The organism is Desulfovibrio sp. TomC (assembly GCF_000801335.2).
Lineage (GTDB): Bacteria > Desulfobacterota > Desulfovibrionia > Desulfovibrionales > Desulfovibrionaceae > Solidesulfovibrio.
This window is the reverse complement of sequence record NZ_JSEH01000001.1, coordinates 190,890-202,773: the sequence shown is the minus strand read 5'-3', so window position 1 is coordinate 202,773 and position 11,884 is coordinate 190,890. Positions and strand designations below refer to the sequence as shown.

The window sequence follows — 11,884 nt, the reverse complement described above, 5'->3', positions numbered from 1 at the left end:
CCGCCCCAAGCCAGCAAACAGCCACATGCGAGACGGTCCGGGAGCCCCTATGCGCACCATTTTGGTTATCGACGACGAACGGCCCACGCTTCAGATGTTCGAGCTCTATCTCGGAGCCTACGGCTATCGGGTGCTGGTTGCGGCCAGCGGCGAGGAGGGTTTGGCCCTCTTTGACGCCGAGTCCCCGCCCCTCGTGCTCACCGACATCAAGATGCCTGGCATGGACGGCCTGCAGGTCCTCAAAGCCATCAAAGCCCGTCGACCCGCCACTGAGGTCATTGTCATCACTGGCCATGGCGACACCGATCTGGCCCTGGCCGCCCTGGGACTCCGGGCCACGGATTTTATCGACAAGCCCATCCGCCGGGAAACCCTGGAAGCTGCTCTGAGTCGGGCGGGAGCCCGCCTGGATATGGTCGAATCGGCCGGCAGTTACGGCGATGTGGCCGCCACCAGGGAAGGGGAGGTCGGCGTCATCCACATCCGGGGCAGTCTCACCGGCGAAACCGAGCCATTTCTGACCCGGGCGTTTCGGGAGATGGACGCAGCCCGGGCGATTCTTTTTGCGTTTACGCCCAATGCCTCGATAAACGGCGCGGGTCTTGACATCCTGCTCACTCTGGCCGACGCCTGTCTGGCCTCGGGCCGCCGGGCGGCCGTGTTTGGTCTGGCCGACAATTTCATGCGAGTGCTCGACCGCCTGGGCATCACCGACAAGGCCCCCCGGTTTGCCGACCGGGAACAGGCCTTGGCTTATTTGGCTGGTCAGCCTGCCAGCTCCTGACGGGGCGTCCGCCCTTCCTTTTGGCTGCACTTCATGCAATAGTCTGGGGCAATTCCTTTAAATTTGTCCGGCGCGCCATGCCCACATGCCCACTCCAGCCTTGTTGCCTGTCCCATGGTGCATTGCAGCAAAGGGGCGGCCACATGCCGCCATTGCAGCACAGCCGTTTACAGGCAGGCGCGCCATCCGTATAGTGCCGCCACCCGGATACGGCGCACAAGGTTGAGGCGGCATGAAAATTCCTGGCGACACCTTTGGCCGGGGCTGCCTGTGGGTAAGTCTGGCGGCCCTGTATGGCTTGCTGGCCATGCGGCTGTTTGTCGCTTGGCGGGAGGGGCTGTGGCTGGAGTGGCCGCTTGGGGATTTTGTGCCCGATATCGTGGTGCGCCGGGTTTTCACCCTGGAGCCGCCAGGATTGCGCAATGCCGCCAGCTGGCTTCTTGGCCGGGATGTGCTGTATTGGGTTGCAGCCGTATGCCTGCTCCTGTGGCTGCTCACCGGCTCCGGTCGGACCGACCCGGCCGATGATGATGCTCTTTCCCGCTGACCCTGCGTTGCCGCTGTCGCGTCAAGGAGGTTTGTATTGATGCGCGTATGGATACTGGCTGTCGTCCTGATTCTGACCGCAGCGACTGGATTGGCCGCTGAAACCGTGTCCCTCACCGGCAGGGTGACGGGCGTTATGCAATATCCCCAGAAAGAAACCATTTGTCTGTCCTTTGAAACCAAGGACAAGAAGCACTACCTGATTTGCGACGACGCCACGGCCAAGGACATCATTGAAAAGCTTTTCGCCCTGGGCAAAAAAGACGCTGATTGCCGTGTCGACGGCACGGTTGCCCAAAAAAGCGGCGACGAGGTGCGTCTGGCCATCACCGGCGTCGGGCAGGGCGGCTAGTCATCTCGGTTGGCCGGAGGCGTTTTCCCTGGCGTCCGCTGCGGTTCAACAATACCTAACCCACGTTTCCCATGCAAAAAACATCGCCTCTCGCTCCAAGACGCCCGACCCGGACGGTGCAAGTCGGTTCCGTCGGCATCGGCGGCGACAATCCCGTGCGCGTCCAAAGCATGACCAACACCGACACCCGGGATGTGGACGCCACCCTGGAGCAAATTGCGGCCCTGACCGAGGCCGGCTGCGAGATCGTACGTCTGGCCGTGCTCGACGAGACCGCGGCCAAGGCCCTGGTCGCCATTCGGGCCGGCGCTGCGGCGCCGCTTATCGCCGACATCCATTTCGACCACCGCCTGGCCGTGGCCGCCCTGGAGGCCGGCGTTGACGCCTTGCGCATCAATCCCGGCAACATCGGCTCCGAAGCCGCTGTGGACGTCGTGGTGGACGCGGCCAAGGCGCACAAGGCCCCCATCCGCATCGGCGTCAATTCCGGGTCCGTGGCCAAGGAACTGCTCAAGAAACACGGCGGCCCCACCCCCGAGGCCATGGTCGAAAGCGCGCTTGAACACATCGCCTTCCTCGAAGCCCGGGGCTTTTACGACATCAAGGTCTCGCTTAAATCCTCGTCCGTGCTGCGCACCATCGCCGCCTACCGCCTGCTTGGCGCAACGGTCGATTATCCGCTGCACATCGGCGTCACCGAGGCTGGAACGCCCATGCGCGGGGCCGTCAAATCCGCCGTAGGCCTCGGTATCCTCCTGGCCGAAGGCCTGGGAGACACGCTGCGGGTGTCTTTGACCGGCGATCCGGTGACCGAAATCGGCGTGGCCTACGAGATTTTGCGTTCCTTGGAGTTGCGCGCCCGTGGGCCGGAGATCATCTCGTGCCCCACCTGCGGGCGCACGGAAATCGATCTGGTCGGGCTGGCCGAGGCCGTGGAAGAACGCCTTCGCGGCGTCCCTGAAATTTTTACCGTGGCCGTCATGGGCTGCGTGGTCAACGGCCCGGGTGAGGCCCGGGAGGCCGACATCGGCATTGCCGGCGGGCGCGACTGCGGCATCATCTTCCGCAAGGGCGAGGTGCTTGGCAAAGTGCGCGGGGCCGCCAACCTCATCCCGGCCTTTATGGACGAACTGGAACGCTTTATTACCGAAAAAAAGGAATCCGCATGCGACTGAGCCGCTACTACGCCCCCACCCTCAAGGAAACCCCGGCCGAGGCCGAAGTCATAAGCCACCAGCTCCTGCTGCGCGCCGGCATGATCCGCAAACTAACCGCTGGCATTTACACCTATTTGCCCCTGGGGCTTCGGGCGCTCAACAACGTCGCCAACATTGTGCGCGAGGAGATGGATCGGGCCGGGGCGCTGGAAATCCTCATGCCGGCCGTGCAGCCCGCCGACCTGTGGAAGGAATCCGGCCGCTGGGATTTCTACGGCCGCGAACTGCTGCGCTTCGTCGACCGCCACGACCGAGAGTCCTGCCTCGGACCCACCCACGAGGAAGTGGTTACCGATTTGGTGCGCCACGAAATCCGTTCCTACCGCCAGTTGCCGGTCAATCTCTACCAGATTCAGACCAAGTTCCGCGACGAGATCCGTCCCCGCTTTGGCCTTATGCGCGGCCGGGAATTCGTCATGAAGGACGCCTATTCCTTCGATAAGGACGAGGCCGGGGCCGATGCCAGCTATTGGGCCATGTATGAGGCCTATGCCCGCATCTTCACCCGCCTGGGCCTCAAGTTCCGGGCTGTGTCCGCCGATTCCGGGGCCATTGGCGGCTCGTTCTCCCACGAGTTCATGGTCCTGGCCGCCACCGGCGAGGACACCATCGTGGCCTGCCCGGACTGCGACTACGGGGCCAACCTCGAAAAGGCCGAGGCCGTTTGTCCGCCTGCCGGCGCTGTCCCGGCCTGCCCGCCGGCCGAGAAAGTCGCCACCCCGGGCAGCCATACCGTTGAGGAAGTGGCCGCCTTCCTCAAGGCCGCCCCCGCAGCCGTGGTCAAGACGCTGCTCTATATCGCCGACGGCAAGCCCGTGGCCGCTTTGGTGCGCGGCGACCGCGAACTCAACGAGATCAAGTTCAAAAACCTGATAGGTGCCAAGGAAGACATCCGGCTGGCCACCCCGGAAGAGGTCGTCAAGGCCACCAACGCCCCAGTCGGGTTCGCCGGGCCGGTGGGGCTTTCGCTTCCCATCTACGCCGACCGCGAACTTTCCCTGGCCTCGGACTGGATCGTCGGGGCCAACGCCGCCGACGCCCACTTGCTCCACGTGGACCTCGGTCGTGACGCGACCATTGTTTCCTTTGCCGATCTGCGCGAAGTCGCCCCGGGCGATCCCTGCCCCAAATGCGGCGCGATGCTGACCTTCACCAAAGGCATCGAAGTCGGCCACGTCTTCAAGCTGGGCCTTAAGTATTCCCAGGCGCTAAACGCCACCTTCCTGGACGAAGCCGGCAAGGAACAGTTCATGATCATGGGCTGTTACGGCATCGGCGTGTCGCGCATCGTGGCTTCCTGCATCGAACAGAACAACGACGCCTCCGGCATTGTCTTCCCGCCACCCATCGCCCCCTTCGAAGTGGCGCTGATCAATCTCAGCCCCAAGGACGACACGGCCAACGCCAAAGCCGATGAAATCTACAACCAGCTCACCACTGCCGGTATCCAGGTGCTCCTTGACGACCGCGACGAACGCCCCGGCGTCAAATTCAAGGACGCTGACCTGATCGGCTTCCCCATCCAGTTGACGCTCGGCGGCAAAGGCCTGGCCCGCGGCATCGTTGAAACCAAGGACCGCCGCACCAATGAGAAGGGCGAACTCTCGCTGGAAGGTTTCTTCGAGGCCTTCGCCACCTGGCGTGCCGGCGTCCATCAGGGCTGGGGACTGGAGTAGGGGGGAGGAGAAGACTGGGACGCTGTCCCGGACCCTGCCGGGACGCTGTCCCGGACCCTGCCAGGACGCTGTCCTGGACCTGCCGGGGGGATCATCCCCCCGGACCCCCGGATGGGGCGGCGGGAGTGCGGGAAGCGGGTCGGGAGGATGTGCTGCGGCGGGTGACTGCCGAGAATGGGGTGCGCCGTTGGGGCCGATACGACCGTCGCTGGCGCGCCGGTCGCACCGGCCCCAACGGCGTACCCCAAGTTGCCCTCGGTCCCGAAGCGGGGCCGACAGGTTCGCGCAAGAGCGACCAGACAGGGGGCACGGTTGTGCGAGTGATGACGACAGGTTAGGGAATACAGACCCTGAAGACCTGAGAAGATGTGTGGGGCCACGGCAGTGAAGCGAATGCTCGTGTCGCGAGGGTTGTCTGGAGGGTGTGTTGTGCGGCTCTGGTCCCTTTTGCAAAGTGCTTTCGATTGATAGGATTTACTGACCTTTTGCTGGCTTAACGCAGTGGCGCAAATGGCCGGCCATTCCCCTGTAACCCCTTGAAAAGTTTTTGGGGAGGGTGGGGGTCCGGGGGAGGGAACCCTTTTTTCCAAAAAAAAGGTTCCCTCCCCCGGTTCGTCTCCCAGTCTCACGGACACAATTAATGCCCCATGTGTTTGAAGTCGGTGAGCTGACGCGGTCCTTGAAGGACGTGGTCGAGTCGGAGTTCCCCTTTGTCTGGGTGCGCGGGCAGGTGGTGAATTTGTCGCGTCCGGGGTCCGGGCATTTTTATTTTTCCTTGCGCGACGCCGAGGCCTCGTTGGCCGTGGTCTGGTTTCGCGGCGCCCAGGCCGGCCGGGTATCGGCGGGCGGGGAGCGCTATGATCCGCTGACCGGCGAAGTCCTGGACCGGCCGTTGGCGGAACTGCTCAGCGACGGCATGGAGATCATGGTAGCCGGGCGGCTCACGGTCTATGCCCAGCGCGGCGTCTACCAGCTGGTGGCCGAGGTGGTGCAGGAGGTCGGGGCTGGCCGGTTGTGGCTGGAATTTGAGGCGCTCAAAAAGGATCTGGCGGCCAAGGGCTATTTTGAGACGGCCAGGAAGCGGCCGCTGCCGCCGCATCCTGGCCGGGTGGCGGTCATAACGGCCCCGGCCGGGGCTGCGGTGCGTGATTTTATCCGTATCGGCCGCGAGCGCGGGCATGGGGCGCAGGTCCGGGTCTATCCAACCTTGGTGCAGGGAGACGCCGCCCCGGCCGGCATCGTGCGGGCCATGCTGCGGGCTGTGGCCGACGACTGGGCCGAGGTGTTGGTGCTCATCCGCGGCGGCGGTTCGTTGGAAGACTTGTGGGCTTTTAACACGTTGGACGTGGCTCGGGCCATCTTTGCCTCGCCCGTGCCGGTCCTGACCGGTGTCGGCCATGAAGTGGACGTGACCATCGCCGACATGGTGGCCGATGTCCGTGCGGCCACGCCCTCCCATGCTGCCCAGCTCTTGTGGCCTGAGCGCGAGCAGTTGGCCCAGCGCCTGGATGACGCCGAAATGGCCCTTCGCCGGCTGGCTTCGCAACTCCTGGCGACCCGGGAGCGGGAGCTGGCTGTTTTGGCCCGGGGACTGTCCTGGTTGTCGCCGGCGCGGCGGCTGGCCCGGCTGGACGAGGCCTTTGCCGGCGCAACCGGGCGGCTGGCCCGGGCCGGGACTGGCTACCTGGACGCCATTGCCCGGCGCTTGGACGATCTGGAGGCCCGGGTGTCCCGACGTTTTGACGCCCAGAGCCTGGATGTCCGGGAGCAAACCCTGGACCGACGTCTGGAACGACTGACGACGGCAGCCAGGATGTATCTGGCCGACCGTGAGCGGCGACTGGAGTTGGCCCAGGCGCATCTGGCCGGCCTGGACCCGACCGGACCGCTGGCCCGGGGCTACAGCCTGACGACAGTTGCCCGCACCGGGAAATTTCTGCGCCGGGAAGCCGATGTGCGCCCCGGCGACAAGCTCGACATCATGGTGTATGAAGGCCGCGTCCGGGCCGTTGTGTCGGAAAACCGGCCGGATGCTGGAGAAAAGCCTTGAGCGTGAAAGAAGAATCCTTTGAAAAGGCCCTGGAGCGTTTGGAGCGCATAGCCGTGCGCCTGGAAGCCGGCGACGTGCCGCTGGAAAAGGGCGTGGCCCTGTACAAAGAGGGCATGGGGCTGGTGGGGACCTGCCGCAAGCGGCTGGAGGCCGCCCGGATGGAAATCGCCCTGGCGGGCGAGGACGGGACGTTGCGGCCCTTTGACGTGAAAGACGACGAGGGGACCGGCGCTGCCGGTCCGGTCGGGGAGGCGTTGTGACGGTGAAGGAACGGTTGGCTGCGTTGGCGGCCGAGGTCGAGGTTTATTTGCGGGAGCGGTTCGGTGTGCGGATGCGGGAACGCGGCGTGCCGGAAAATCTGCTTTCCGCCATGGAATATTCCCTGCTGGCCGGCGGCAAGCGCCTGCGGCCGGTCCTGTGCCTGACCTTTGCCGAACTTTTCGAGGCCAAGCGGGCCAGGGTCATGCCTTTTGCCGCCGGCTTCGAGCTTATTCACACCTATTCCCTTGTTCATGACGACCTGCCGGCCATGGACGACGACGATCTGCGTCGCGGCCGGCCGTCCAATCATAAGATTTACGGCGAAGCCGGGGCTATCCTGGCCGGCGACGCCTTGTTGACCGAGGCCTTTGGTTGCATGGGCCGCGCCTGGCCGGGCGTTGGCGCTGAACTGGTCCTGCCGGCCTTGTCCGAAGCGGCCCGGGCCGCCGGGGCAGCCGGCATGGTCGGCGGCCAGGTCCTGGACATGGACTACACCGCCCGAGAGGGCGTGACCCTGGCCGAACTGGCCCGGATGCAGACGCTTAAAACCGGTGCGCTCATCACGGCCTCCTGTGTCTGCGGGGCGATTCTGGCCGGCGCAGGCGAGGAGGGTGTGGCTCGAACCCGGGAATACGGCGAGGCCATTGGCGCGGCCTTTCAGATCGTCGACGATATTCTTGATGAGATCGGCGACGCCGCCACCCTGGGCAAACCCGTGGGCAGCGACCGGGAGCAGGGCAAGAACACCTACCCGTCCATGATCGGTCTTGACGAAAGCCGCCGGCTGGCCGAGGACCGCGTAGCCGCCGCCGTGGCCGCCCTTGAGCCGTATGTGGGCGAGGCCGCCGATTTTTTACGGGATCTGGCCCGCTACATCGTTGTCCGGGTGCAGTGACGGTTGCAAGCCTCGGCAGGGACAAGGAAAAAACGCAATGACGGCAATGAGCGACGCGGCCCTTCACATCCTCACGCGCATCAAGCATCCGCATGACGTGGCCGGTCTTTCCGCCGAGGAAAGGACCGTGCTGGCCGACGAGATCCGGCAGGTCATCATCGGCACGGTATCCATGAACGGCGGCCATCTGGCCCCGTCGCTGGGGGTTGTGGAACTGACGCTGGCCCTGCTTGCCGCCTTCGATCCCGGCAGGGATAAACTTGTCTGGGACGTCGGGCATCAGGCCTATGCCTACAAAATTCTGACCGGCCGTCAGGAACAGTTTCACACCCTGCGAACCATGGGCGGGGTCAGCGGCTTTCCGCGTCCGGCCGAGAGCCCCTTTGATCACTTCGGCGTCGGCCACTCCAGCACCTCCATCTCGGCCGCCTTGGGGCTGGCCATGGCCCGGGACCGCAAGGGTGAGGACCACGACGTGGTGGCTATTATCGGCGATGGTTCCATGACCGCCGGTCTGGCCTACGAGGGACTGAACCAGGCGGGAGGGTGGGGCGGACGGCTCATTGTCGTACTGAACGACAACGAAATGTCCATCTCCAAAAACGTCGGGGCGCTCTCGCTCTTTTTAAGCCGCAAGCTTAACCAGCGCTGGGTCAAGCGGCTCAAAAAGGACATGGAAAGCTGGATCAGTTCCTTGCCCTACGGCGGCGACCTCATGGGCTATGTCCGTCGCGGCGAGGAGTCGTTTAAGAGCTTTTTCACGCCCGGAATGCTCTTTGAGGCGTTTCGGTTCAATTATCTTGGTCCCATCGACGGGCACAATACCGAGCGGCTCATTGAGGTCTTCAAGGAAGTCAAAGACATTGAGGGACCGGTGCTGGTCCATGTGCTGACCAAGAAAGGACGCGGCTACGAGCCGGCCGAGAACAATCCCACCTATTTCCACGGCGTGGGCTGCTTTGAGCCGGAAACCGGGCTGGTGGAAAAAGTCGGGGTCTGCGCCCCGAGCTACACCCAGGTTTTTGGCGAGGCCTTGCTCGCTTCGGCCAAGGCCGACCCCCGGGTCATGGCCATCACGGCCGCCATGCCCGAGGGCACGGGGCTGTCGCGTTTTGCCACGGAACTCCCCGAACGCTTTGTGGACGTCGGCATCTGTGAGCAGCATGCCGTGACCTTTGCCGCCGGACTGGCCATGGCCGGCTACAAACCGGTCGTTGCCATCTATTCCACCTTCATGCAGCGCTCCTACGACCAGATTGTCCATGACGTGTGCCTGCAAAATCTGCCCGTGACCCTGTGCCTCGACCGGGGTGGGCTGGTAGGCGAGGATGGAGCCACCCATCACGGGGCTTTTGATATTTCCTATCTGCGTCACATCCCCAATCTTGTTTTCATGGCCCCGGGCAGCGAAGCCGAACTGCCGGCCATGCTGGCCACCGCCCTGGCCCATGACGGTCCGGTCGCCATTCGGTATCCCCGCGGGGCCGGCGTGGGCCTGCCCGTGCCCGAGGTCGTCGAACCGTTGCCCCTCGGCCAGGGTGCGATGGTGCGCGAGGGAAGCGATGCCCTGATCGTTGCCATCGGCAGCCGGGTCATGCCGGCCGTGGCGGCTGCCGATGCCCTGGCCGCCGAGACGGGCAGGGAAGTGGCGGTGTTGAACGCCCGTTTCATCAAGCCATTGCCCGAAGCGCAACTCCTTGCCCTGGCCGGCCGCTATCCACTGTGGCTGACGGTCGAGGAAAATGTGCTTCAGGGGGGCTTTGGCGCGGCCGTACTGGAATTGCTCTCCGACGCCGGGGCACTCTCCGGGTTGACCGTACACCGGCTGGGCCTGCCCGACGCCTTTGTGGAGCATGGCGGACAAAATGCCCTGCGGGCGCTTTGCGGCATTGACCAAAACGGCATCAAGGCTGCCCTTGTTCGCCTGCTTGCGGTGTAGCCAGGCCTCGTCGGCCAAGCGTCCGGGGAGGGACCTGGACTGGCTGACCGCCGTCCCCTTTGCTCACCGGGGCCTCCATGGCCCGGATACCGGCCCGGAGAACTCCCTGCCGGCCTTTGCAGCCGCCTGTGACGCCGGATACGGCATTGAATGCGACGTGCGGCTTCTGGCCGACGGCGGCGTTGTGGTCTTTCACGACCGCGGCCTGAACCGTCTGACCGGACAGGCCGGCCCTCTCGACCAGCTGACCTGCGCTGATCTGCCCCGCCTTTGTCTTTTGGGCTCCGGGGAGCACCCGCCGCTGTTGGCCGAGGTCTTGTCCCTGGTGGCCGGCCGGGTGCCGCTGTATATCGAACTCAAGTCTCAGGGCCGGGCGGGGCGTCTGGAACAGGCCGTGGCCGCCCTGTTGGCCGGGTACTCCGGCCCGGTGGTCGTGGCCTCGTTTCATCCCTGGTCGCTGGCCCGTCTGGCCTTCCTGGCCCCGGAGCTGCCGCGCTGCCTCATTGCCTGCGATTTTGCCGACGCACCGGCCATGGGCCGGCTCAAGCGGTTCGCCTATGCCAATCTGTTCCATGCCGCCATAGCCCGACCCCACTGTATTGCCTATGGCTGGCGGGGACTGCCGCATGGACCGGTCGCTCTGGTCCGATGGCTTGGATGGCCGGTTCTGCTCTGGACGGTGCGATCGAGAGAGGATAGAGTCAAAGCCTTGCGTCATGGGGACAACATTGTTTTCGAGGGCTTTTTGCCCACGTCCCCGGGTGCCATTGAGGAGCGGGCCGACCAAGGCGACGGTCCCGCCCGGGAATAACCCAAGGAGTTAGAATGTCTTCCATATCCCGTTTCATGGAAACCAATTTCCGTCACTTCAACGCCCGCGAGACGCTCGATGCGGCCAAGGCCTGGAACGATCTGTTGGGCCGGGGCGGCAAGATGTTTCTCACCATGGCCGGCGCCATGAGCACCTGTGAATTGGGTATTTCCCTGGCCGAGATGATCCGCCAGGACAAGGTCCATGCCATCAGCTGCACCGCCGCCAACCTTGAAGAGGACCTGTTCAACCTCTTTAATCATAACGAATACAAGATGGTCCCCGAGTACCGCGACCTTTCGCCCGAGGCGGAAAAGGCGCTGTACGACCAGGGATTCAATCGGGTTACGGATACCTGCATTCCCGAAGGCGTCCTGCGCCAGGTGCAGCGCCGCATCTCCAAGCTGTGGGCCGCCGCTGCCGATTCCGGCAAGCCCATGTTCCCGTACGAATACATGTACGCCCTGCTGGATCAGCCCGACATCGAGCAGTTCTTCCAGGTCCCCAAGGAGCACTCCTGGGTGCTGGCGGCCAAGGAAAAGGGCCTGACCATCTATTCCCCGGGTTTTGAAGACAGCACGCTTGGCAATATTTTTTGCGCCGAAGTGATTCTGGGCAACGTCAAGAGCCACAGCGCCATCCGCACCGGCACCGAGCAGATGGAAGTCCTGGCTAAGTGGTACACCGAGCAGGGCAAGGCCGGCACGCCCATCGGCTTTTTCCAGATCGGCGGCGGCATTGCAGCCGATTTTCCCATCTGCGTCGTGCCCATGCTCATTCAGGACCTGGAGCGGGAAGACACGCCGTTTTGGGCCTACTTCGCCCAGATCGGCGATTCCACCACGTCGTATGGCTCCTATTCGGGTGCTGTGCCCAACGAGAAGATCACCTGGGGCAAGCTCGACATCGACACGCCCCGATTCATGATCAACTCCGACGCCTCCATCGTGGCCCCGTTGATTTTTGCCTACGTGCTGGGATGGTAATTTGAGAAAAGTCTTTGCTTTCGGGCAGATCGGGCGTAAGTTGGCTCAAATCCCTCTGGTTTCGACCCGCACGGCGCGGGTGCCATAGGCCTGAAACCGCCAAACATGGAGGAGAGGATGAGCAACTTCACCGAGGCCGATTTGCCGGTCAGCATTGACCACGAACAAATGGTCACGCTTGGCGACGGGACGACCATCCGTTTCGAAACCAACGGCGAGGCCAAGGACGTCTACATTGGCGACGCCTTCACGGCCACAACACAGCTCTTTCCGGGTAACGACTTTTTTGTCGATGCCGGCGGCAAGACCTTCAAAGTGACAGCCGAATTCGAAGACGTTGTCACGGTCAGTGCCGCCTAGATTCGTT

12 protein-coding genes are annotated in these 11,884 nt (G+C 63.8%); all 12 read left to right on the top strand.

The window, feature by feature from the left end:
• Positions 1 to 49 precede the first annotated feature (49 nt).
• The 12 genes from NY78_RS01015 to NY78_RS00960 all read left to right on the top strand — a co-directional run bounded on the left by NY78_RS01015 (position 50) and on the right by NY78_RS00960 (position 11,877).
• Positions 50 to 784, top strand: coding sequence for a response regulator (locus NY78_RS01015; RefSeq protein WP_043630598.1), 735 nt, complete (start codon positions 50 to 52; stop codon positions 782 to 784).
• A 232-nt stretch (positions 785 to 1,016) separates the two neighbouring features.
• Complete coding sequence (locus NY78_RS01010; protein ID WP_043630596.1) at positions 1,017 to 1,331, top strand: hypothetical protein; 315 nt, start codon at positions 1,017 to 1,019, stop codon at positions 1,329 to 1,331.
• 39 nt (positions 1,332 to 1,370) lie between these two features.
• The gene (locus NY78_RS01005) at positions 1,371 to 1,682 is read left to right on the top strand and encodes a hypothetical protein (RefSeq protein WP_043630594.1); all 312 of its coding nucleotides are present in this window, start codon (positions 1,371 to 1,373) and stop codon (positions 1,680 to 1,682) included.
• Positions 1,683 to 1,753: 71 nt separating this feature from the next.
• A complete protein-coding gene (ispG, locus tag NY78_RS01000; protein ID WP_043630592.1) occupies positions 1,754 to 2,857 on the top strand; it encodes a flavodoxin-dependent (E)-4-hydroxy-3-methylbut-2-enyl-diphosphate synthase in 1,104 nt (367 codons plus the stop codon).
• Positions 2,848 to 4,575, top strand: a complete 1,728-nt coding sequence (locus NY78_RS00995) for a proline--tRNA ligase (protein ID WP_043630590.1) — start codon at positions 2,848 to 2,850, stop codon at positions 4,573 to 4,575. The genes ispG and NY78_RS00995 overlap by 10 nt, the downstream gene beginning before the upstream one ends.
• Before the next feature lie 640 nt (positions 4,576 to 5,215).
• Complete coding sequence (gene xseA, locus NY78_RS00990) at positions 5,216 to 6,625, top strand: exodeoxyribonuclease VII large subunit (protein ID WP_043630588.1); 1,410 nt, start codon at positions 5,216 to 5,218, stop codon at positions 6,623 to 6,625.
• Positions 6,622 to 6,885, top strand: coding sequence for an exodeoxyribonuclease VII small subunit (xseB, locus tag NY78_RS00985; RefSeq protein ID WP_043630586.1), 264 nt, complete (start codon positions 6,622 to 6,624; stop codon positions 6,883 to 6,885). The genes xseA and xseB overlap by 4 nt, the downstream gene beginning before the upstream one ends.
• On the top strand, positions 6,882 to 7,781 hold the full coding sequence (locus NY78_RS00980; protein WP_043630584.1) for a polyprenyl synthetase family protein: 900 nt from the start codon (positions 6,882 to 6,884) through the stop codon (positions 7,779 to 7,781). The genes xseB and NY78_RS00980 overlap by 4 nt, the downstream gene beginning before the upstream one ends.
• Positions 7,782 to 7,818: 37 nt before the next feature.
• Positions 7,819 to 9,720, top strand: a complete 1,902-nt coding sequence (dxs, locus tag NY78_RS00975) for a 1-deoxy-D-xylulose-5-phosphate synthase (RefSeq protein ID WP_043630581.1) — start codon at positions 7,819 to 7,821, stop codon at positions 9,718 to 9,720.
• Positions 9,698 to 10,531, top strand: a complete 834-nt coding sequence (locus NY78_RS00970) for a glycerophosphodiester phosphodiesterase family protein (protein WP_231583675.1) — start codon at positions 9,698 to 9,700, stop codon at positions 10,529 to 10,531. The genes dxs and NY78_RS00970 overlap by 23 nt, the downstream gene beginning before the upstream one ends.
• 14 nt (positions 10,532 to 10,545) lie before the next feature.
• Positions 10,546 to 11,517, top strand: a complete 972-nt coding sequence (locus tag NY78_RS00965) for a deoxyhypusine synthase family protein (RefSeq protein WP_043630579.1) — start codon at positions 10,546 to 10,548, stop codon at positions 11,515 to 11,517.
• 117 nt (positions 11,518 to 11,634) lie between these two features.
• A complete protein-coding gene (locus NY78_RS00960; protein ID WP_043630577.1) occupies positions 11,635 to 11,877 on the top strand; it encodes a hypothetical protein in 243 nt (80 codons plus the stop codon).
• Positions 11,878 to 11,884: the final 7 nt, after the last annotated feature.

Excerpts from the sequence above, each read along its gene's own strand:
- xseA (WP_043630588.1), top strand. The coding sequence starts at position 5,216 with ATGCCCCATGTGTTTGAAGTCGGTGAGCTGACGCGGTCCTTGAAGGAC.
- NY78_RS01010 (WP_043630596.1), top strand. The coding sequence starts at position 1,017 with ATGAAAATTCCTGGCGACACCTTTGGCCGGGGCTGCCTGTGGGTAAGT.
- NY78_RS01005 (WP_043630594.1), top strand. The coding sequence starts at position 1,371 with ATGCGCGTATGGATACTGGCTGTCGTCCTGATTCTGACCGCAGCGACT.
- NY78_RS00965 (WP_043630579.1), top strand. The coding sequence starts at position 10,546 with ATGTCTTCCATATCCCGTTTCATGGAAACCAATTTCCGTCACTTCAAC.
- NY78_RS00995 (WP_043630590.1), top strand. The coding sequence starts at position 2,848 with ATGCGACTGAGCCGCTACTACGCCCCCACCCTCAAGGAAACCCCGGCC.
- dxs (WP_043630581.1), top strand. The coding sequence starts at position 7,819 with ATGACGGCAATGAGCGACGCGGCCCTTCACATCCTCACGCGCATCAAG.
- NY78_RS00960 (WP_043630577.1), top strand. The coding sequence starts at position 11,635 with ATGAGCAACTTCACCGAGGCCGATTTGCCGGTCAGCATTGACCACGAA.
- NY78_RS01015 (WP_043630598.1), top strand. The coding sequence starts at position 50 with ATGCGCACCATTTTGGTTATCGACGACGAACGGCCCACGCTTCAGATG.
- ispG (WP_043630592.1), top strand. The coding sequence starts at position 1,754 with ATGCAAAAAACATCGCCTCTCGCTCCAAGACGCCCGACCCGGACGGTG.